The organism is Lysinibacillus sp. FJAT-14222 (genome assembly GCF_001278875.1).
Classification (GTDB): Bacteria; Bacillota; Bacilli; order Bacillales_A; family Planococcaceae; genus Lysinibacillus; species Lysinibacillus agricola.
In genome coordinates, this window is sequence record NZ_LIYL01000045.1 from 60,549 (window position 1) to 82,692 (window position 22,144).

General features: G+C 34.6%; 23 protein-coding genes. 11 read left to right on the forward strand and 12 right to left on the reverse strand.

What is annotated here, in order from left to right; all coding sequences use genetic code 11:
- Nucleotides 1-78: 78 nt before the first annotated feature.
- Nucleotides 79-957, reverse strand: coding sequence for a LysR family transcriptional regulator (locus AN161_RS18725; protein ID WP_053595859.1), 879 nt, complete (start codon nucleotides 955-957; stop codon nucleotides 79-81).
- A 308-nt stretch (nucleotides 958-1,265) separates the two neighbouring features.
- Between AN161_RS18725 and AN161_RS18730 the strand changes: the two genes are divergently transcribed.
- Entirely contained in the window at nucleotides 1,266-2,579 is a 1,314-nt protein-coding gene (locus tag AN161_RS18730; protein ID WP_053595860.1) for a short-chain fatty acid transporter, read from the forward strand.
- A 357-nt stretch (nucleotides 2,580-2,936) separates the two neighbouring features.
- Nucleotides 2,937-3,704 carry a MerR family transcriptional regulator gene (locus tag AN161_RS18735; RefSeq protein ID WP_053595861.1) on the forward strand — a complete coding sequence of 256 codons (768 nt, stop codon included), beginning with the start codon at nucleotides 2,937-2,939 and terminating at the stop codon, nucleotides 3,702-3,704.
- Between the two features lie 664 nt (nucleotides 3,705-4,368).
- On the opposite strand, the gene AN161_RS18740 is transcribed toward AN161_RS18735, so the two are convergent.
- The gene (locus AN161_RS18740) at nucleotides 4,369-4,674 is read right to left on the reverse strand and encodes a hypothetical protein (RefSeq protein ID WP_053595862.1); all 306 of its coding nucleotides are present in this window, start codon (nucleotides 4,672-4,674) and stop codon (nucleotides 4,369-4,371) included.
- Between the two features lie 249 nt (nucleotides 4,675-4,923).
- A complete protein-coding gene (locus AN161_RS18745) occupies nucleotides 4,924-5,562 on the reverse strand; it encodes a LysE family translocator (protein ID WP_053595863.1) in 639 nt (212 codons plus the stop codon).
- A 178-nt stretch (nucleotides 5,563-5,740) separates the two neighbouring features.
- Between AN161_RS18745 and AN161_RS18750 the strand changes: the two genes are divergently transcribed.
- Entirely contained in the window at nucleotides 5,741-6,166 is a 426-nt protein-coding gene (locus AN161_RS18750; RefSeq protein ID WP_053595864.1) for an SRPBCC domain-containing protein, read from the forward strand.
- A complete protein-coding gene (locus AN161_RS18755) occupies nucleotides 6,163-6,480 on the forward strand; it encodes a metalloregulator ArsR/SmtB family transcription factor (RefSeq protein WP_053595865.1) in 318 nt (105 codons plus the stop codon). Before AN161_RS18750 ends, AN161_RS18755 begins: the two co-directional genes overlap by 4 nt.
- A 238-nt stretch (nucleotides 6,481-6,718) precedes the next feature.
- Here AN161_RS18755 and AN161_RS18760 read toward each other — a convergent pair whose 3' ends face one another.
- The 4 genes from AN161_RS18760 to AN161_RS18775 all read right to left on the reverse strand — a co-directional run bounded on the left by AN161_RS18760 (nucleotide 6,719) and on the right by AN161_RS18775 (nucleotide 11,263).
- Complete coding sequence (locus AN161_RS18760; RefSeq protein ID WP_053595866.1) at nucleotides 6,719-7,498, reverse strand: YqhG family protein; 780 nt, start codon at nucleotides 7,496-7,498, stop codon at nucleotides 6,719-6,721.
- Between the two features lie 17 nt (nucleotides 7,499-7,515).
- The gene (locus AN161_RS18765) at nucleotides 7,516-9,024 is read right to left on the reverse strand and encodes an SNF2-related protein (protein WP_198926914.1); all 1,509 of its coding nucleotides are present in this window, start codon (nucleotides 9,022-9,024) and stop codon (nucleotides 7,516-7,518) included.
- 332 nt (nucleotides 9,025-9,356) lie between these two features.
- Entirely contained in the window at nucleotides 9,357-10,169 is an 813-nt protein-coding gene (locus AN161_RS18770) for a helix-turn-helix domain-containing protein (protein WP_053595868.1), read from the reverse strand.
- A 44-nt stretch (nucleotides 10,170-10,213) separates the two neighbouring features.
- Nucleotides 10,214-11,263, reverse strand: a complete 1,050-nt coding sequence (locus tag AN161_RS18775; protein ID WP_053595869.1) for an NAD(P)/FAD-dependent oxidoreductase — start codon at nucleotides 11,261-11,263, stop codon at nucleotides 10,214-10,216.
- 421 nt (nucleotides 11,264-11,684) lie between these two features.
- Between AN161_RS18775 and AN161_RS18785 the strand changes: the two genes are divergently transcribed.
- The 5 genes from AN161_RS18785 to AN161_RS18805 all read left to right on the forward strand — a co-directional run bounded on the left by AN161_RS18785 (nucleotide 11,685) and on the right by AN161_RS18805 (nucleotide 16,000).
- A complete protein-coding gene (locus tag AN161_RS18785) occupies nucleotides 11,685-12,509 on the forward strand; it encodes a methyl-accepting chemotaxis protein (RefSeq protein WP_053595871.1) in 825 nt (274 codons plus the stop codon).
- A 241-nt stretch (nucleotides 12,510-12,750) separates the two neighbouring features.
- Nucleotides 12,751-13,356, forward strand: a complete 606-nt coding sequence (locus AN161_RS18790; RefSeq protein ID WP_053595872.1) for a dienelactone hydrolase family protein — start codon at nucleotides 12,751-12,753, stop codon at nucleotides 13,354-13,356.
- Nucleotides 13,343-14,299 (forward strand): LytTR family transcriptional regulator DNA-binding domain-containing protein, encoded by a 957-nt coding sequence (locus tag AN161_RS18795; RefSeq protein ID WP_053595873.1) that lies wholly within the window; start codon nucleotides 13,343-13,345, stop codon nucleotides 14,297-14,299. The genes AN161_RS18790 and AN161_RS18795 overlap by 14 nt, the downstream gene beginning before the upstream one ends.
- A gap of 148 nt (nucleotides 14,300-14,447) precedes the next feature.
- Nucleotides 14,448-15,296 carry an ABC transporter ATP-binding protein gene (locus AN161_RS18800; RefSeq protein WP_053595874.1) on the forward strand — a complete coding sequence of 283 codons (849 nt, stop codon included), beginning with the start codon at nucleotides 14,448-14,450 and terminating at the stop codon, nucleotides 15,294-15,296.
- Nucleotides 15,293-16,000, forward strand: a complete 708-nt coding sequence (locus AN161_RS18805; RefSeq protein WP_053595875.1) for an ABC transporter permease — start codon at nucleotides 15,293-15,295, stop codon at nucleotides 15,998-16,000. The genes AN161_RS18800 and AN161_RS18805 overlap by 4 nt, the downstream gene beginning before the upstream one ends.
- Before the next feature lie 335 nt (nucleotides 16,001-16,335).
- On the opposite strand, the gene AN161_RS18810 is transcribed toward AN161_RS18805, so the two are convergent.
- From AN161_RS18810 to AN161_RS18820, 3 genes are all read right to left on the reverse strand, one after another.
- On the reverse strand, nucleotides 16,336-17,049 hold the full coding sequence (locus AN161_RS18810; protein ID WP_053595876.1) for a UDP-N-acetylmuramyl pentapeptide phosphotransferase: 714 nt from the start codon (nucleotides 17,047-17,049) through the stop codon (nucleotides 16,336-16,338).
- Between the two features lie 262 nt (nucleotides 17,050-17,311).
- A complete protein-coding gene (locus AN161_RS18815) occupies nucleotides 17,312-17,695 on the reverse strand; it encodes a hypothetical protein (RefSeq protein ID WP_053595877.1) in 384 nt (127 codons plus the stop codon).
- 161 nt (nucleotides 17,696-17,856) lie between these two features.
- A complete protein-coding gene (locus AN161_RS18820) occupies nucleotides 17,857-18,450 on the reverse strand; it encodes a GNAT family protein (protein ID WP_053595878.1) in 594 nt (197 codons plus the stop codon).
- 95 nt (nucleotides 18,451-18,545) lie between these two features.
- On the opposite strand from AN161_RS18820, the gene AN161_RS18825 reads away from it, so the two are divergent.
- Nucleotides 18,546-19,922, forward strand: a complete 1,377-nt coding sequence (locus AN161_RS18825; RefSeq protein ID WP_053595879.1) for a PLP-dependent aminotransferase family protein — start codon at nucleotides 18,546-18,548, stop codon at nucleotides 19,920-19,922.
- 399 nt (nucleotides 19,923-20,321) lie between these two features.
- Here the strand turns inward: AN161_RS18825 and AN161_RS18830 are convergent, their stop codons facing one another.
- Together AN161_RS18830 and AN161_RS18835 are read right to left on the reverse strand one after the other, a co-directional pair.
- Nucleotides 20,322-20,720 carry a hypothetical protein gene (locus AN161_RS18830; protein ID WP_053595880.1) on the reverse strand — a complete coding sequence of 133 codons (399 nt, stop codon included), beginning with the start codon at nucleotides 20,718-20,720 and terminating at the stop codon, nucleotides 20,322-20,324.
- Nucleotides 20,721-20,741: 21 nt separating this feature from the next.
- A complete protein-coding gene (locus AN161_RS18835; RefSeq protein ID WP_241774603.1) occupies nucleotides 20,742-20,963 on the reverse strand; it encodes a helix-turn-helix transcriptional regulator in 222 nt (73 codons plus the stop codon).
- A 253-nt stretch (nucleotides 20,964-21,216) separates the two neighbouring features.
- Here AN161_RS18835 and AN161_RS18840 point away from each other — a divergent pair, with 253 nt between their 5' ends.
- Complete coding sequence (locus AN161_RS18840; RefSeq protein WP_053595882.1) at nucleotides 21,217-22,026, forward strand: EcsC family protein; 810 nt, start codon at nucleotides 21,217-21,219, stop codon at nucleotides 22,024-22,026.
- Nucleotides 22,027-22,144: the final 118 nt, after the last annotated feature.

A 22,144-nucleotide genomic window follows, 5' to 3' on the forward strand; every position in this document is an offset into this window, starting at 1 on the left:
TACCTTACTATCATTTTATAAGTAAAGGAATTAATTAGAATACTATTTATTCTAAAAGTGCATAAATCAATTTCTACCTTACTCTTCAGAACGAATTGTATTGAGTAGCTGCTTTAATGCAAAGGATTGATATGTATTCTTCTTCGTAATAACACCTAAACGCCATGGCATGTCAAAGTTAAGTAACGGTATAATTTTCACATTTTTATTCGTCTGCTTTGCGGCAATTGAATATGGTAAAAGTGTCACCCCTAAATTCGAGGATACTAGCTCCACTATTAAATCCCATTGAGAGCTTTTATAGCCGATTATTGGTGTAAATCCTACGCTTTTACATGATTTAATCACATAATCATGCAGTGTGAATTCCTCTGTAAAGATAATGAATGTTTCATTTTTTAAATCTTGTAATAAAATATGTTCTTGCTGAGCTAATGGATGGGACTCATTAATAAAGACAAAAAATTGGTCTTCCACAAATGATTGGACAGAAAATTTCCTTTCATCTGTAGGTATCACAACAATCCCCATATCAACATCGCCATTTTCTACTAATGTTCCAATCATTTTAGCTCCACGTTCCACAAGCTCTAAATGTACCTTTGGATACTGCTTATGAAACTTTCGCGCAATTTCTGGGAAAAACAGTGTGCCAATTAACGGTGGAATCCCTAATTTAATAGAGCCTGTTTTGATGTTCGATAAATCATCCAGTAATATATGTAAATCGTGTACAGAACGTATTATTTTTTGTCCTTGTTTATAAACAATACTACCTGCGTCTGTTAACTCTACATTACGTGTAGATCGATTTAATAATTCCACATGAAGAGTATCTTCCAACTTTTTAATACTTTTGCTTAATGAAGGCTGTGACACAAAGGATTCACTAGCTGCCTTTGTAAAACTCCCATGTTCAACAACAGTCATAAATGCTTTTAAGTCCCGTAACTCCATGTAGATACCCCCTATTTATTCTAATTTGTTATAAAAAATATTCCCAAAACTACTATTTAGTAATAAATTCTCCTCATTTTCTACTAATCCTTCTTCTAAAAAATATCTAAGAGAAATACAATAACGGAAAGACTTTCTGGTGATTCCAATACTATTTAATTATGCAATATTCGCAATAATGACCATGAGTTTTATTTCTACTTTAAGTTTCTATTATTGTATTTAATTCCGTTTTTATCTTTAAATATTCATTTTTCTATGTACAATTAGCATTAAGGGATGGCAGAAAAGGAAAGGGGATTTCTAACATGAAAACACTAACAAGAATTTCTAACGCTATCATGGAAAAATATTTACCTGATCCATACATTTTTGTCACTATACTCACGGTATTAACATTATTATTAGGGGTTACATTAACAGATTCTTCTCCACTCGATATGGTGACATTTTGGGGAGGTAGCTTTTGGAATTTATTAGAATTTACAATGCAAATGGTGATTGTCTTAGCTGCAGGTCACATTTTGGCGAATAGTCCTGTCTTTAAAAAGGGATTATCAGCCATTGCAAGTAAAATAAAAACACCAGGTATGGCTATTATCATTGTTACATTCGTATCATTAATTGCTTGCTGGATTAACTGGGGATTTGGACTTGTCATTGGTGCCCTCTTTGCAAAGGAAATTGCTCGTCATGTTAAAAAAGTAGATTATCGCTTATTAATCGCCAGTGCCTATTCAGGCTTTGTTATTTGGCATGGTGGATTAGCTGGCTCAATTCCATTATCTATTGCGACTGAAGGTCATAAGTTTGCTGACATTATGGGTATCATACCAACAAATGTTACACTATTTTCAACATATAACTTATTTATAGTAATTGTTATCGTCTTAACTTTGCCGTTGTTTAATCGTTGGATGATGCCAAAGGAAGAGGAGACGGTTGAGGTTGACCCTGCTTTATTAGTGGAAGAAAAAACAGAGTTGCCTAAGCCCGAAAACAGTTTTGCCAGCCGCTCTGAACGGAGTTATATTTTAACAATTTTAATTGGTATTATTGGACTTGTATATTTATTACATCATTTTATTACGAAAGGTTTTGTCCTTGATTTAAATGTGATTAATACGATTTTTATTGTGTTAGGTATCCTTTTTCACGGGACACCACAGCGTTTCCTTGCTGCTGCACAAGATGCGATTAAAACAACAACAGGCATTGTTTTTCAATTTCCGTTTTATGCAGGGATTATGGGCATGATGACCGCTTCTGGTTTAGCTGCTGTATTCTCAGAATGGTTCGTTAATATTTCTAATGAACATACCTTCTATTTGTTCACATTTTTCTCAGCAGGACTTGTTAACTTCTTTGTTCCATCAGGCGGTGGACAATGGGCGGTGCAAGCTCCTATTATGCTAGATGCTGCATCTACTTTAGGTGCCGACTATGCTAAAACTGCTATGGCTATCGCGTGGGGTGATGCTTGGACGAATATGATTCAACCGTTCTGGGCACTACCAGCCCTTGCAATAGCTGGCTTAAAGGCTAGGGATATAATGGGCTTTTGTTTATTCATTTTAATCTTTACGGGCATTATTATTAGCATTGGCTTCCTTTTCTTCTAGCCGAATATAAAGTATTTAAACTTCACGAAATGCAATACAAACATTTTCGTGGAGTTTTTTTGTACCCTTCAAAGGCTAAAAAGATCCTTTAAATCATTTAGACAAATATTGGTTCATCACACCAAAAGTTAGAGATGACATTTTTACAAAAGGGTAATTTTTTTAAAATTTTTGATTATCACCATAACGTTAGTCGATTTCCGTTCCGACTGAGCGCTTTCCTGGGCGTGCCCACCCCCCCCTCCAATCAACTTATATACATGGCATATGTTTTATTACAAAATACATTTTTCCTCTTGCATCTCACGTTACGTTAGCTTTTACAATGGAGATAACAAGTAACGAGGAGGTCATACAATGTCTACACAATACTCGATTGGCGAGTTTGCTAAAAAAACAGGGTTAACCATACGAACTTTGCATTATTATGATGAAATTGATTTATTGAAGCCATCCTTTACATCTTCAACTGGCAAAAGGTTTTACTCAAATGAAAATATCATGCAGTTACAAAAGATCGTGTCACTTAAATTTCTAGGCTATTCATTGGAAAAAATCCATGAATTAATCCATTTAAAGGATTGGGATTTAAAAGAATCACTAGAATTTCAAAAGCAAGAGATGCTTCAAAAAAAAGAGCATCTTAATCGTGTAATTCGGACTTTGGATCATGCCCTATTTATGATGGATGAGCAAGGCACTATTAACGCAAATATCTTTATGACGCTTATCCACAATATTCACAAAGAAGAAGAACAAAAAGAATGGCTATCAAGTTACTTTCCAAAAGATATGGTTGAGGAAATGTTTAATATACCTGAGCAAAAGCATATGGAGCTAAACAAAAAGATGGCACAGGTTTACAGTGAATTAAAAGCAGCTTATGGTCAGGATCCAGGTAATCCTCATATTCAATCATTGTTAAAGCAGTACTTCGAGCTATCTCTTGAATTGTACCCCGGCACTATTGAGCTGGTGAAAAATCTTAAAGATCAAGATATTGAATTTGAGCAGAATGCCCAGCTCTTCCCGTCCCCTCTTTCATCAGAGGAAGATGAGTGGCTCGCACATGCGATGCGATTTTATTGGAATGAAAAAGGGATAGATATCAATGATCATAGTTAAACTTCTAAAGATTTCGTAAAAAAAAGGCCTTACTCTGTAAGATTAAGTACAAGTAATTGTACATTAAATCTTATCAGACAATATTTCGTTTACAATGTTACACATTTAATAAGAATGCACATTACTAATTCATTTTTTAGTAATGTGCATTTTTATTGTGGTTAACTTTTTCTAATGAAATTATTAAAAGATTAAACCTTTTACAATGACTAAGAAAAACATTAGGATGGGAACACAAATTCTTGTTATAGGAGGTTGGAAATTGTATTGGTTTGAGTTTTGTCCGAATTATATTGAAAGTAAATATGAGCTACTTGTGTTTAAAGATAACAATCCATTTCTTCCGCTAACAAATTATTAGTATTACGAAAGCGCTTTGAGAACGAATTAAAGTGAAAAACGTTGTGGTTAAAAAGGGGGATTTGCCCTCGGATTTCGACAAAAGGCATCGAGTTTTACTTTTCTCGGTGCCTTTTGTCTTTTATTTTTTTTTTTGATTATTCTGTCTCGGCATAAAGAAACATTCCCTTCTCTTTCAAATTTTTGCGGACATACTGATTATAAACAACCCAAACTCCCCCCATTCAATTGAATGGGGAGGAGTGGTTACCTAACTTTCATTTGGGAACGTTATTAACGTTTATTTTGTATACTTTATAAATCTTTATTCTTTTTTGCTATAAATTTCATAAGTAAAGTATCCAAATAAGAAACCTATTCCAGCTCCTAAAGGAATTGCAGAAAGTAAAGAGATTGGGGAAAATATGCTAAGGAGTATACCAACAACACAACCACTCAACATTCCCAATGGTATTAAACTATCTAATAAATTTTGAGCGCCTTTTGATTTTTTCTTACCCAAGGAGCCTTTCTTATATTTATGTTCCAGTCTTTTAATTACGAATACCGCAATTCCACCTACTATTACAAGAGGTAGTAAAGTGCGAGCGATTTCCGAAGCTAAATCCATATTAGAATCTCCCTTCTTTTGCCTTACTATTATTTCAACTTTAGCATAATTTGTTCAGCAAAATGGCCCGTTTGTTGAACAAAAAAAATCCTGCATATCAACACAGGATTTTTAATCAAACTTTATTATAAATGATCAATCTTTTTTATAAAACTAAATCCGTTTCAAATCTAAATAAAATGTATAACATTCTATTTAGGTCCAATTATTTTAACGAATTTAGTTAAAAGGTTGACTTTTAATAAAATCTTAGTGGGCTTTTTCTAATGCCAATTTAATACCAAAGCCAATTAATACTGCGCCTGTCAATCCTTCGACAACAGCCTTCGTCGTTGGCTTTTTCATAAATGCGCTGATTTTATCCAACAGGTAAACATAGAATACAAACCAAAATCCTGTTAACGCAGTATATATTAACCCCATTATAAGAAACGGCATAAATGTACCGCTCGTGCCATCTACAAACTGAGGTAAGAATGTTAGAAAAAATACAGCCACCTTTGGGTTTGTCACGTTCGTTAAGAAACCTTGCTTAAAGCATGATTGATGCGAATACTTATGATCAATTTGAGTCTCGTCTTGCACAACAGGAGACTGCGTGCGCATTGCTCGTAATGCCCATAATGTTTTGACACCTAAATAACATAAATAGACCGCTCCGACGTATTTTAAAATGGCAAATACATATGCTGACTTTACAATAATCGCGGAGAGTCCAATAACTGCTGCAAACGTATGAATCAATAATCCACAGCACGAACCGAGTAAAGTCTGTAGGCCTCCCTTTCTGTTTACGGTAAGTGTATTTTTTGTCGCGATGGCAGTATCTGGGCCAGGTAAAATAATTAATAAAATACACATTACTAAAAAAACTGATATGTTCACCATTTTAACGCCCCCCTTTTCGTCAGAAAATTATAAAAATAATATTAGCATATGTATAGCTATACTAAAAGACGCGAAAGAAGATTTACCCAAATTATTTATAATTGACATATAACCCTAAGGTGTTATATGATCGTAACACCTTAGGGTTATATTTTTTTTGTAAAGGAGTTCATTTTAAATGACTGAAAAACTAGAGAATATTGTTAAAACAGTGACACTCAATGCACCAATCGGAAAAGTATGGGAAACAGTAACGGACGCTGAAAAGATTGCTTCTTGGCTTATGCCAAATGATTTTCAGCCAATTGAAGGTCATGAATTTACAATACAATCACCATTTGGCCCTTCACCATGTCGAGTTGAACAAATAGATGCTCCAAACTTTGTTCGTTTTGCATGGGATACAGATGGATGGTTTATCACTTTTGAACTGAAAGAAATTGGTGAGCAAACAGAATTCACGTTAACACATGGTGGGTGGAAAGAAGCTTCACATATCATTCCTAAAGCTAAAATGCCTACTGAGGCTGTTCGAAAAAATATGGATGGCGGCTGGACAATGCTTGTCGGTCAAAAATTAAAAGCGGTTGTGGAATCACAATGACACAGCTTGCTGTTAAGTATGATGTTTTTCAAGCAATCGCAGATCCGACAAGACGTCATGTCCTACAGCTACTTGCTGCAAGTGATAAACCCATCTCACTTATTTCTGAGAATTTTTCTATAAGCCGAACTGCTGTCGTGAAGCATTTAAAAATTCTTGAACAGGCTGAACTAGTTTCCGCTCAGAAAAAGGGGCGAGAAAAAATATATACATTACATGCCGAAAAACTAAAAGAAATTGAAGATTGGCTACAGTACTTTGATTTATTTTGGGATAATAAATTGGCACAACTACAAAGTATTTTTGAAGAATAATCAATAATGCCTCGGCATTATTGCGTTCCGAATCGGCTTTGTGCTTAGGCCTGCATGACGCAGGTCAGTTAGCCGTTTTCGCATGGATGCGATGATTTTAGGCTAACATCCTATGTGAACTCCTTTCCGATTCTGTGACATCCGCCGGAGGCTTAACTTCTTTCAGCGGGTGTTTTGACACCCGCTGAAAGAAGTTAAATGGCAAGGAGCTGTCCCTACTATTAGGACAGCTCCTCGTTTAATAAAGATAAAATAATCCACCATTAATAATTTCTATTTTAATTTTCGTATCGTATTGTTCCTCTAATGCCTTCTTTTCGATGTCATAGCATTCTGGCTTGTCTTCTTCCTCTTCATAAAAATAATCGAGTACTCGCTGATCACGTTGCCATCGTTTTTTTGCTTCAGTAGCCCATGAATGGTCATCTCGTTCAATAATCTTTTCAACAGTAGCATTTAATCTTTCAAGTGCTCTAAGAGGCTTAATGATATATTGTACATGAAAAGCATTGTCTGCTAGAACAGTGTCAAATTCAGATGTACATATCGTCTCGTGAAAATCCTCTTTTATGATCCCAGTTAGCAAGTTTATGCCAAATGAATAAAGCATTTCTTTCGTTCGGTCGCAGCAATACGACACTTTAAAATTAACACCAAGCCAAGGAGTAAGGATAACTTGCCCTATTTCGTTATCCACCTTTTCAAAAAGCTGAACATAAGCTCCTAGCTCCCTTGTTGCTTGAAAAAGCTGATTCATTCTCGGCGAACCGAAATGAATAACTTCGCCATAAAGGCTCCCAGCTGATACTGTTTGATTTGTAATGAAAGTTACTTGAGCTGGATTTGGCTCACCATTTGTAGCTTCTACGTATTGCCAATAAAATGGTCGGTTCATTATTTTTTTATCGATATCGACCGTTAATTGCACTGTAAGATAATGATGGTCTTCTCCTAAAATACAGCAATCATTTTCTGTGAAAAATTGTCGTAAATAACTATGAACTTGCTGTGGATACATGGTTCTTCTCCCCTACACTATACAGATTCTTTGAAGTTAGTTAGAATCGCATCTAAGTCGCCTACTACCTTTTCGAAAACATCAATTTTCGTATGAAGTAATGCCAATATGTTTTCTTCAATAGTATTTGCAATAGCCAGATTATAAATATGAACATCATGCTCTTGTCCTAAACGGTGTACACGACCAATTCGTTGCTCCAGCTTCATAGGGTTCCAAGGCAAATCGTAGTTAATGACATGATGACAGAATTGAAGGTTAATTCCCTCACCACCTGCCTCTGTTGCGATTAGAACCTGTGCCTTTTCCTTAAATAAATGCTTCATATAATCACGTTTATTTTTATTAAATTTACCGTTAAAAAGAACGCTCGTTATACCATTAGAATGTAAATACCATTGCAAATAAATTTGAGTAGCTCTATACTCTGTAAAAATAATTACTTTATCCTTTGCCTGTTCAATTATTTCAAGTGTCTTTTCTGCCTTTGAGTTCACTTCTAAAGACATTAATTTTGCTAGTATTTCTTCAATTTCTTGCGATTGTGGATTGTCTTCAAGCATTTTAGATAATGTTAAAGCTGTTGCCTCTTTGCTACTACACATTTCCTTCTGCAATGTAATTAATGCAAAAGAGCCTGTATTTTGAAGCGATCCGAGCAAAGCATAAACTTCTTCTTCTTCCTCCGTGAATTGGATAGGAACAATTTGAACGCGGCGATTTGTCCATTCAATGCCTGTGTCCTCTCTCCTATTCCTCACCATCACCTGATTAACTAATTCCTTTAAATAATCATCATGCTCTAAATCATGCTTACTTGCTGAAAATGCAGATTGAAATGTATCATAATTGCCAAGATGACCAGGCTTAAGTAAAGAAATAAGATAAAATAATTCAAAGACATCGTTTTGAATCGGTGTTGCCGTTAATAATAAGCAAAACTTTTTCTTTAAACCTTGTACGAATTCATAAATTTGAGTCTTATGATTTTTTAGTTTATGAGCCTCATCGATAATAATCATGTCGTAATCCTGCTCATAAATACGCTCTTTGTGCGGACTCTTTTTGGCAGTATCCATACTCATAATAAGGACATCGTAGCGCTCTATCGGAACGTTTTTTTTATAAGCTATTGCTGGAATATGGAATTTTAAATTTAATTCCTCAATCCACTGATTAATAAGAGATGCTGGAGCTAATATTAATGCTCTTTTGACAAGTCCTCGGATAAGATACTCCTTTAAAATTAAACCCGCTTCAATTGTTTTACCAAGTCCCACCTCATCAGCCAGAATCGCTTTTCCATTCATACGTTCAATCACTGTTTCTGCTGCATCCAACTGGTGTCTAAGTGGCTTTAAATTTGGTAAATACTTTGTCGCCTGTAAACCTGTGAAATCAGTAATTAATTTCATTTTCACAATGTCATAATTCATCTTGTACAATGTCCAACTATCCCACTTATCAAGATGATTAAGTTTATTTATAAAGCCTTCTTCCCATTCGGACGACCTTTCTATTTTCATGATCATCACCTCATGCTATTATTTCTAGTTTAGGTTGTCCAAAAAAGAGAAAGCTATGTTAAGGTTTTGCGAAAGAAAAATTAAATAATTAAAGTTTGCTCCGGCAAAGCGAGTGGTTGATTTCCGTTCTGACTGGGCGCTTTCCTGAGGGCGTCCGATGAGCCGCTTCACTTCGCTCCAATCAACCACTTCACATGACATACATTTTAAAATGACACCTTAACACGCTATCATTGATCATTTAGAGCACCTCAACATTCACAAAGATTTCCTAAGCCATTTTGTTTTTCAACACTAAAAACACCTGATGAATTTTTTCCATCAGGTGCTGCTTAATTCATATGTTTGCGAAAATGAGTAGGTGATAAGCCTGTCTCTTTTTTGAAAACACGGCTAAAGTAAAAATAATCCATATACCCTACTCTTTCGGCGATTTCTTTAATGCTTAAACCCGAGGTTCTTAATAAAAGCTTGGATTTTTGAATACGCAAATCGGTTAAATATGCAGTAGGACTTACTCCAATTCTTTTTTCAAATATATAGGTTAACTTTCTGCGCTCTATATTGAATTGACTAGCAATATCTAATACCGTAATGTTTTTTGCAAAGTTCTCTTGCATATACTCCATGATTACCGATATATTTTCTTTTTTATATTGGTAATCCATCATTTTAACTAATAAAATAATTTCCTCTAAAATATTCAAAAATAACGCTTTCGATTGAAGAAATGATAAGTTACTTCGGATAAGGTAATTTTGTATCAACTGCTGTAACATATTCATCAACTTCATATTATCCTCTACTTCAATAGCAAAATGACTATTGTATAGAGGGTATTCAGCTATTGATTCATCTGGCAACTTAAAATGAATAACTGCGTAGTTAAATTTTGTGTTATTCGCAACAATACGCTGTATATTTAAATTAGGACCAACATGAATAATTTTTCCTTTATCTAATACGTAATATGTTCCGTCAATAAGGATTTTCGCTGTACCTGTTACCGGAAATATTAGACCACCTGCGTCTCGCATCGTGTTATAGCTAGTTAATAGAGTTTCAGAAGTAATTTTCTCTGTAATCACATCAACAAATGTTAATGGCGCCATTGTATATAAATCAATTACATCTTGCATATCCATTGTTGTTATACCCTTTTTCAATGCTAAGTTTTATCCATTCGCTTTCACTGTAAAATTCCCTTTAAAAGCTTACGATTACGCTGTTTGAAAATATCATTATGTGAAGACACAATACCACCGTCTGATGCGTCTGGTTGAATATACTTCTTCGCACTATTAACCGCATGAAGGGCATCGTGGAAAGTGGCTGCTATTAGATGAATTTTACCTTCATGATGCAAAATATCTCCGGCTGCATAAAGTCCAGGTATTGAAGATGCACTATGAACTGTTCCAGCAATAAAATAATCTCTTATCCGTTCAATTGCTAGCGGGCTATTATCCAACAGTTCTTTATCTCGTAAATAGCCATGACTAATGACAACCTCATCTACAGGAATTTCTATTGTGTTTCCTGTTTCATGATTCATTAAAGCAACAGCTTTAATCATTCCTTCTTGATCGTCTGCAATAAGCTTAGTAATTTCAGAATTAAAGTGACATTCAATCGTGCTATTTAATAGTTCTGTTATTTGAGCCTCGTGCGCAGATAACGCTTCTTTTCGATAAGTTAAATATACTTTTGATGCAATTTCCGTTAATTCTAACGCCCAGTCTACTGCTGTATTCCCGCCTCCAGAAATAATGACCGCTTTATCCTTAAATTTCTCATATGATTTAATCGTATAATTTAAATTGGACACTTCAAAGCGCTCTGCACCCTCAATCTCAATTTTTTGCGGATTTAAGATGCCACCACCGATAGCAACAATCACAGTTTTTGAATAATGAATATTTCCGGATTCAGCTGTAATAACGAAATGTCCTTCCTCATTTTTGGCAATAGAAGTAACCTTTTCATCTGTGTAAATAGAAGGATTGAAGGTCAAGGCTTGTTCAATTAACTGGTCAATTAACTGTCCTCCTGTAATTGGTGTTAAACCACCAATATCCCAAATCATTTTTTCTGGATAGACATGGATTTTTCCGCCAAGCTGTGGCTGTGATTCAATAAGTTTTGTTTTCATCTCACGTAAGCCACTATAAAAACTGGAATATAAACCTGCTGGTCCCCCACCGATTATTGTTACATCAAATAGTTCTTTTTCTACCAATGCTTACACACCTTTCATTTTGTTACTAACCACTTCCACAATAGAATTGCGCTGAACTAAAATCATCAAGCATCACTATTATCTTCTTTAACCCCATTATACGATAATGATAATCATTATCAAATAAAATGATAGCAAAACATTTTTTTTGAGTACATGTAATTATCCGTTTATTTTTTTGTGTTATTTTGTCCATGTATAGTAAAAAATCTAAATCCATTCATTCAGAATCCTAATTTTCTTCTATAACTAAGCAGTATAGAAACTTCTTTCGTAAATTTTGAAAGGAAAATAGTCTTAAGTAAGTCTTTTTATTTCCCTCCTTTTTTCATACAATTAAAGAAGTGTTTCTTTCGAAAAATTACGATTTTATCAGAAGGTTAATGTTAATCTAACAGAGCCTTACTATTAAGGGGGTACTATGAATATTATTGAAGCATTATCAATGGCCATGCCTTATATTCATTTAGCTATGAAAGGCGAGGCCATGATGGCATTAGTGGATAAAGAAAGTGAGAGCATCGTTGTTTATTTACCTGGGAAACGGTTAGATGCTGGTTATAAAACTGGACAAAAAATTCACCCTGACGATGCAAATTTACATCTCCCGCTTAAGGGACAAAGTAATGATTTATCTGTACCGAAGGAAGTATATGGAGTGGATTTTAATGCCTATTCTTTTCCTATTCGTGAAAAAGGAATTGTCGTTGGTGCACTAGCTTTTGGACTACCTATTGATCATTCTCTCCAAATGGAGAAATATATCATTACTATGAATGACATTATTCAAAACTTACAGGATAAAGTACATACAATCGCCTCCCATTCGGAAGAATTAGCTGCAACTAGTGAGGAAATAAACAAACAGGCACAATTCGCTTTAGAGGATGCTGAAAAAACAAATGGTGTTACCGATTTAATTAAAAGTATTTCTCGTCAAACAAATTTACTTGGATTAAATGCATCGATTGAGGCAGCACGAGCAGGTCAGCACGGTGCTGGGTTTAATATAGTAGCACAAGAAGTTCGCAAGCTTTCTACTGAAACAACTACTGCTACTGATAATATTGAATCTTCGCTTCGAAGCATCAATCATAATCTCGAAAATTTAAAACAAAACATGACTCAAGTAAATAGTGCCACAAATGAACAGGCACAACTTGTTCATGACTTTAGTGAAATTATCGATGAACTTAGTACGCTTAGTGTGGAAATGAAGGATTTTATGTCCAACGTAATTAAATAAACTATTCTTTAAAAAATCTGTTCTCTTTTTTGTGGTCCTAGCCACATAATTTTGAGCAGATTTTTTATTTTTGGTACAACCCCTCTTTTTAATCAGTGCATCTGTTTCTTTCAAAATTTGTGACAAAAACAATAATTCCAAAAGTATTATTTTAAAATAATAAAAAAGAACCTAAAAATCCCCAAATATACGATATGATTACTTTTTGGTACACTATTGAAAAAGCAAAGATGAGGTCGACATGAAAAGAAAAATATTTATTTTACATGAAATTTATGGAGTGAACGATTTTATAAAAAAGCAAGCTGAAGCATACAGTAACGCCAGCACTACAGTTGAGTGCATTTCTTTATATTTAGAGAATAAAATGTTTCCATATGAACAAGAACGAGAAGCCTATGAGTATTTCATAAACGAAGTTGGCTTTGATGCTCCACTCGAAAAACTAACCAAAAAACTATTAGAAGCTAGGACACATTATGATGAAGTGCTATTAATTGGCTTTAGTGTAGGGGCAACATTAGCTTGGAGACTATCAACACTCCCATTACAGGGAATCGTTTGCGTTTATGGTTCACGTATTCGCCAATATCTGGATGTAATCCCCTCTTGTCCGACGCTTGTTATTTTACCAAGTCATGAGAAAAGCTTTAATGTCCATGAATTAAAGAAAAAACTCGATATATTACCGACTGTTCATACGAGACAATATACAGGTCAGCATGGTTTTATGGACTACCATAATTTGCACTATAGTCGTGAAAGTTATGTACACGCACACGCTGAAATTTTACACTTTTTGCAAACTGAACGCAGTCAAGGAGGACAAAGTAATGAACCAAAATGAAAACATGATTATTGATCCTTACATAGAAGGAGGAAATGTCATTTATCCAAACTTTCACCTATCGTTGCAGCCAGGCAGTATTATCGGCATCTACACAGATGTGTCTAAAATCCATACATTAATACAATGGTTTACAAAGCAAAGCAATACATATACACACCTTCGTGAAAGTGCCTTGTATGAGCGATTGACGGTTCGAGAATATATCCAATTTTGCTTAAAGCTTTTCCATACTTCTTCTGAAAAGATGGAGGAATTATTGAAATTATTCGCTTTAACGGAACAAAAGAGTATTAAAATCAGCAAGCTTTCCAATGGGGAAAAGCAACGATTAAAATTAATTCATACATATCTCCATCAAGCACAGATACAAGTTTTAGAAGAACCATTCCAAAATCTAGATGAGTTTTCCAAGCAAAAAGTCATTCAGTTATTGGATGCCTTACAAAAACAGAATAAAACAGTCATTTTACTGTCTAATAATCTTGAGGATTTAATTATTTCGAGTACAGAAATACATAGACTAGATACAATGGGCTTACACGCATTAGATATGAAAGAGGATGAAACCGAACCAGTTTCTCCCCCTCTTGAAAATGCACCGATTCGACTTGATAAAATCCCTACAAAGAAAAATGATAAGATCATTTTATTTAATCCCCCTGAAATCGATTATATCGAAAGTGTTGAGGGTGTTGTTTCACTGTATGTTGCGGGTGAAGCCTACCCATGTACATTATCATTAAATGAGCTGGAACAAAAATTGACACCGTTCGGCTTCTTTAGAAGTCATCGCTCTTATATCGTTAACTTACAAAAGGTACGGGAAATCATTACGTGGACTCGCAATAGCTACAGCCTAGCCTTAAATAGCAATGAAAAAGCAATAGTACCTTTGTCGAAAAACAAGCTCGCAGATTTAAAAGAAATACTCGGAATTTAGTAGATTTCCCAGGAAATAAACGACTCCTGTCAGCTGAAATATTTCTCCACTAATGGTCATTTTACTGCCTTTCACCTGTAATTTAATGTTGAACTCTCTATTGTCCCTTATAGTTGAGACATCAACAACAACACAGGGAGGTTTTCAAATGAACGCAGTAATCAATGTTCAGCATTTGAAAAAAACATTTAATAAGGAAGCAGCATTACAGGATGTTTCCTTTACCATTCAAAAAGGAGAAATATTCGGCTTTCTTGGACCTAGCGGCTCAGGAAAAACTACTACTATTAAAATATTAACGGCACAAACTGAAGAAACTGCTGGCGATGTTTTATTGTTTGGCCGCCCAGCAAATGAGATGAAACAAAGCAACAATCGTAAACGCTTCGGTATTTTAACAGATAATAGCGGACTATATACACGACTTTCAATTGAGGAGAATTTATTACTCTTTAGTAACTTATATCAATTACCTAAATCAGCAGTAAAAGAGGCGTTGGATTTTGTTAACTTATACGCTGATCGTAAAAAGAAAATTAGTCAGCTTTCTAAAGGAATGATGCAACGTGTTACGCTAGCACGTGCCATCATGCATAAACCGGAACTATTATTTTTAGATGAACCAACTTCTGCACTCGATCCTGTTAATACACAACATATTTATAATGGCTTGCGTAAATTAAATGAGATGGGTACGACAATATTTTTAACAACACATGATATGAGTGAAGCCGAAATACTTTGTGATCGTGTCGCCTTCTTACATAAAGGTAAAATTCGAGCAATTGGTGCGCCAAAGGATTTGAAAAAAGAGTTTGGCGATGAATCTATTACAGTAGAATTAAAAAATGGTGCTTGTGAAGTCATCCAAACTGGACAACAAGATGCTGAAAAACTGTTTCATTGGATGCAATCGAACGAAGTTTCTCGCATTTATACGAACGAACCAACACTAGGTAATATTTTTATGCAAATAACAGGGAGTGATTTAGTATGAACATGTCAATGACACGTATTCAGGCCATTTTAATGAAGGATTTCAAGGAATTTTCACGTAACTATGCGGTATCCGTTATGATACTTATGCCACTTGTTATGGCATTTTTTCTTAATAAATCGGGCAATGCTACTATCGCAACCTGTCTCCTTACAATAAATATGGCGTTTACTGTTGTGACTGCCTATGTACAATGCTGTCTAATTGCAGAGGAGAAAGAGAAAAACACACTTCGAAGTCTCATGCTTTCCCCTGCTTCACTTGGCGATATACTAATTGGTAAAAGCTTGTTTGTCTTTATCCTTACAATGGCAGTTGTAGCATTTTCTATTTACATTGTTGGCTATAGCCCAGCTAATCTTTTCATCTTAGCTATTGCTTTAATACTTTCGGCTGTGTTCTATATTGCAATAGGAACAATATGTGGATTATTCGCCAAAACAGTTATGGAAGGCTCTCTTATCATTCTACCTGTTATCCTTATTTTCGGGTTTGGCTCTTCTGCCCTAGCATTATCGTCTGCCTTTCCTATTTTAAAAATTGCAAAGTGGTTACCAAGTTCTCAGTTGACGCTATTAGCAGATGCTCTAGAAGGCACATACACAACAATGGATGTCATTATTCCAATCGCTACTATCATCGTATGGTCAGTAGTTACTTGGATTGTAGCAGGATTTATTTATAAAAAAAGAATGGTCGACTAATTTTTATTAAAAGTCAAGTTTTAAATAATTTACCCAATTATAATAACTACTTTATAAGATGTTTAACATTATAATAAAGTTTTAAAAGAAGCTGCGGCTAAAGTAAAAACATCTTACTCTGCTGAAAAATGATGTTTTTTGCATATTAAAAAATACTTTCCGAAAGATAAAATGATTATGAAATTTTTATAACAAACAAAGTGATGTAAAACGATAATAAAGTTGTTTAATTTTGTTATAAAAATATAAGAGCCTTGCTACAATTTAGTGTGCAGTAAGGCTCTTTAAAGTTGTTTAATTCTTATTGGACTAAAGCCCCCGAAGAACTTTAATTTCTAAATAAAGCGATATTTACGTGAAAATTGCGTAATAACCAAAATAATCGTTAACCCAACAACGAGATACCACATTATATGAAAAGGAACTATGAACATTAATACACCAAATAATATAGCTGTTAAAGTGCTAACTGTAATTGATTGTATACTCGTAAATTTATCTTTAACAAAATAATATAAAGTGAACGGTAGTGCTAAAGTAAATAACGGAATATAAATTGTTACAATAGATGTCTTAATGAGGGCTATTGAAAGCACGGCTATTATGAAACCTATTGACGTAGTAAGCGTTCTTCCTACAAATACTTTACCAGTAAAATAGCCGTATAGCAGAATAAACATAATCGTTAAACTCGAACAAATTCCCATTACTAAAACAAATGAATAGCCTATGAAGAAAGCTGCTATTGATAAACACACTAAAGAAACGAATGGCAACAACAATATTGAAAGATTTTGCGTTTTTTCTATATTCATTACATTTGTAAAACCTACAAGAAATAATAAAGTAAATGGAATCGTCAAATATCCTAATTCGAAGTGATTACCTAGATTAATATGACTAACCTCAAGTTTGCCGACCATTATTATTACAAGTGATGCACAAATTTGACCAATCAGCCCCCAAATGCTTGATAATTTAAAAGCTTGAGTAAGCTTATCCGTAATTACAATTGAAACGATGCCAATTAATAAAGCTAAATATAACAAATTTTCCCCTCCCAAAATAATTCATTAGAAATACTCAAAGTTAAATATCGCTATCTAAAATTATACAGAAGATTTAAAAATAACCAAATAAAATAGTGATGCTTATTGAACTAAAGTGCTTACGTTAGTTGAAGAAGAAAAAGATAGGATTTTGTGGAATCCCATCTTTTGAAGTAAAGCCTCCGTTAGTGAAAATACGTATCCATTAGGAACGCTAAGGAATGATTTTTTATGCAAAAAAATGACAACGCTTTAAGAGGTGTCATTTGTCAGTTGTTAATATTAATTTTTCTGTTTGTCCCTCCCACATTATTTCCACTTCAATTTCATCATCCTTTTGGATAATTTCGCAGTTTCCACAAGTTATATTTTTAAATTTAACGGCTCCAAATTTCAATGGGCTTTCCTCATCGCTACTTCCTTGCCCCAAACTGTTATATTGGATTTTATAGTCTATCGTTTCTGGAGCTTTGTTATCTCCTATATACTTAATACTCCCAGCAGTTTGTTGCTCAACATCGTTTGTAACTACTACTTCATAAAGAATCTCCCAGTTATCTCCACTTTCTGAAAAACTATATTTGTCCCCATCCACACAGCCACTCATTAATAGCACTAAAGTAACCAAGAGTAAAATCTGTTTCAACACAATCCCTCCTGAAGTTTTTAATATTCGCACTATTATTCATACGTAAGTTTGACGATATCTATTGGCAAATGTTTCAAACTATAACAAAATCCACATGACATACGTTTTAACAAAATGTCATCCACAACTTTCGGTGATGAGCTATAATACTTTCTCCATTATCCTTTTTTAGTGGAATCAACTAGCAGCTGCTGCAAATGTTTTTTCACTTGTGGCCATTCTTGTAGCGTAATGCTGTACATCACTGTATGGCGAGTTGTGCCATCCTTACGCACCATATGATTACGTAAGATCCCCTCCTTTGTTGCTCCTAAACGTTCTATCGCCTTTTGGGAACGTAAATTTTCATGGTCTGTCTTAAGTTGTACACGCTGTAGATTGAGTACCTCAAAGCAGTATTGTAATAATAAATATTTGCAATTCGTATTAATGGTAGTACGCCAAAAAGCAGGTGTAATCCATGTAGTACCTATTTCAAGCCGTTTATGCGTTTCATCAATATCCATAAACCGAGTCGAACCGATGATTTGTCCAGATTTTTTATCCACAATCACAAATGGAAATTCAGTTTTTTCACGTTTTGCTTCTAATGCCTTGTCCACAAAGTTATTCACATCGCCCATTTTCTCTATTGCTGTGGACATGTGTGACCAAATTTCTGGATAACTACCAGCTTCGAATATTCCTTGCACATCCTGTAGTTCTAATGGCTTAAGTAATATTACTTCATTTTCCAACGCTATAAAATTCATTTCGCTTCACTCCTTTTTTAATATTTAACGGCAATTTTGATATGATAGATAGAACCAAATTTTAAAAAATGGACCATACCAGGAGGTGCAATATTTTGGAGCTATCGATCTCATTTACTGGAGATACATCGAAATACGTACAAATTTACGAAGAAATTAAACAAGCAATTTTAAGAAAAAAACTACTGGCCCATGAGCAATTACCTTCTAAACGAACACTTGCTAAAACGCTTGATGTTAGTATCCATACGATTAAAGAGGCGTATGAGCAATTACTAGCTGAAGGTTATATCTACAGTAAGGAACGCTCTGGTTATTTTATAGCGCCCTTTGAATTCGAATGGGGACAGCAGCTGAAGCAGCAAATATCCACAGCTACAACACCACTTACATATACTATAAAATTTGACTTTCATAATGGACATGTGGATAAGGAAGCTTTTCCTATTTCCATCTGGCATAAGCTGTTGAAAAAGCATTTCAATGTGGATAATTTAACGACAAGTCCCTGGCAAGGAGAGACTATTTTACGGACGGAAATCGCTCGTTATGTTGAACGTTCGAGAGGAGTTGCTTGTGAAGCATCACAAGTGTTTGTTTATAGTGGTACACAAAGTCAGCTTCAAGCTCTATGTCACTTTTTTGGCCCAAAAACACATGTTGGCTTAGAAGAGCCTGGCTTTAAAAGAGTACGTGCAACATTGCAACAATGTGGATTAACAACTCATGCTATTCCTGTTGATAACTTAGGGGTAACAATACCGAAAGAATCCATCCACATGTTATACACAACACCCGCACACCAGTTTCCGCTTGGCATGGTCATGCCTGTTGAACGGCGTGCAGAACTTCTGCAATGGGCTACTTCTGAGAAGGCATATATTATTGAGGATGATTATGACTCAGAATTTCGTTATAAGGGGCTCCCTATCCCCTCTTTAACAAAAATGGATCAGCTGCAACGTGTTATTTATTTCGGAACATTTTCTAAAACACTTATTCCATCGCTGCGCATTAGTTATATGATTTTGCCTAAATCGTTAGTCGAAGAATTTATGCTATTTAATCAGGAGCAAAAATCTGTTGTCTCAAAAATAGATCAGTTTGTGTTAGCCGATTTTATTGCCCAAGGTTTATTCGATAAGCATTTAGCCAAAATGCGGACTATTTATCGTAAAAAGCAACAAGCTTTACTAGCAGCGATTAACGTAAATTTTTCTAAGGAATTCGAAGTTATTGGTGAAAAATCTGGGCTACATATTGTTATGAAGTTACCAAAAAGGCTTGCTGAACAGGATGCAATTAGGTTGGCCCAGGAGGTAGGAATCAAAGTCTATCCATGTTTAACCTCCTATCAACAAGGCTCTAAACATGCTATGGTCATAATGGGCTATGGTGGGCTAACCCTCGAGCAAATCAATGAAGGGATCGCGTTACTTGCAACAGTTTGGTCATCATCCACGACAGCTTAATTCCGATACTTTACTTCTACTTGATTAGTTTGAGCTGCTTCTATACCAGGAGTAGCGACCTTCCCTGAAACACATCTCCTTTTCTTTAGGTATAATAAAGAGATTCAACAATACGAAAATAACAACCTTTTCATAAAATTTTATTCAATAATAAGAGCATACTATAAAACCTGATATAAGGTATTTATAGTATGGCTTTCTGAAATCCCCCTCTTTTTAGTTAAGCGTTAGACCGAAGATGAAGTTTTTTGCAGACCATGGCCTTACCATCTGTTGTTCTCAAGCGTTTAAAGATAATGCATTCATAATTGTCATAAAAAAATTCCTCCCTATATAGTGTTTTATAGTACGTACACCATATATAGAAGAATTAAAATGAAAATTAACAACCTAGAATCGTTAATCTATAAATTGTTGCACTACTTGAGAAATCATAAATACCAAAAAACTAAAAATAATAGCCGCAACTATCGTATCAAAAGCTTCAAATATAAAAAAACCTTGTTGAATTCCATACGCTCCGATTATCAAAAAAACCATAATAAATAAATAAGATATAGCCAACGACAATTTAATTTTCCCTAAAATTCGTTGATCCGCCACTACATAACTAGTGTTCCATTCATCCTTCTTTTTATCAATTAAGAATCGGATAACTTGATAACCTAAACCTATAGATAATACCCCCCAAATAATCCAAAAATTATCACCTCTATCATACGCAGAATAGCTTAAATATCCAGCCGATAAGAATAAGTATGTGTAAAAAATTAAGACCATCCATTTTTTTGAACGCATATTAATTTCCTCCTTACTTCTTTATTCCTCATGAAAAAAAAATAATTTTTCAATTGGTTCCTTCAAGACTAAAGAAATCATTAATACTACACCAATTGACGGCTCATATTTCTGTTTCTCAATTGCTATAATCGTTTGTCTGTGTACACCAATTTTTTGAGCAAATTCTTCTTGTGTTAGATCGATTAATCGTCGATATTGGCGTACATTGTTATTTACTTTGCCTTTTTTCAATTTATCCACCTCTGAATGTAGAGTATCACATACAAAATGTATCGTAAACTATACATTATTGAATAATCAGAAAATAAATGAGGTATTATAATCGAAATGGATACTAGTAATTAATTGACTAGTGAACCTCTCACACCACCGTATATCCCTCTTGCTTTTTAGGCTAATGGGTTACTTCTTAAATTATATAAAAACTAACGAAACCTTTTTATAAATCTCCTCGTATTTAAAAATAAATGCAACTATAAGGGGAAAAGACACAATGGAGAATCTCGAGCAATTAGAAAAGCATTTACGAGAAATTCAAGCATGGGAGAAAGATCAAAAGGATTTATGGTTTTGGGAGAAATTAGGTCGCATTCCGTTTAAAATCTTAGATAAGATGACGCCTGCTTTTCTTCAAAATAAGATAGCATTACTAGTTGATGAATTAGGGAGCTATATTCAATCAGGTGGCCAATACTTAATTAATGAACAAGCTATGCTGCAGAAAATCCGTAACAATTCTTCGTTTCATAATATTTTTGCTATATCCGATATTGGACAAATTCCGTTAGAGGATATGATTGCTCTAAGTGATAACCTACAAAATGAACGCGTAAAATTAGCAATTGTACAAGGTGCTTCTACTGGCTTTGGTGGTATCTTCACATTAGCTATTGATATTCCTTTTATTTTAGGAATGGCTTTAAAAACATTGCAAGAGATTGCGATAATTCATGGCTATGATCCAAACGATAAAATGGAACGAATTTTCATCGTTAAATGTCTCCAATTCTCCTCTGCTGATATTGTCGGCAAAGAAGCGATATTGAAGGAACTTTCTTCCATGCATAATACGAATAATGCAGCGGAAAATATGATTTCGCAGCTTCAAGGCTGGCAGGAAGTATTTTTTACGTATCGCGATCAGTTCGGGTGGAAAAAACTGTTTCAAATGATTCCGATAGCTGGGATGATTTTCGGTGCCTATGCAAATAAAGGCATGATTCAAGATGTTGCTGAAGCAGGAATCATGCTCTATCGTAAGCGCCGTATATATGAAAAAATAAATGAACTAAATAAACAATAATACTATCGACATTGAAAAAGATGACACCGACAATACAGATTGTGAAGTGACCCCTAAAAGTTAGACACGGTTATTTCATTAGGCAGCTTGTGTAAAACGAGTTCGGTATTGCACCGGA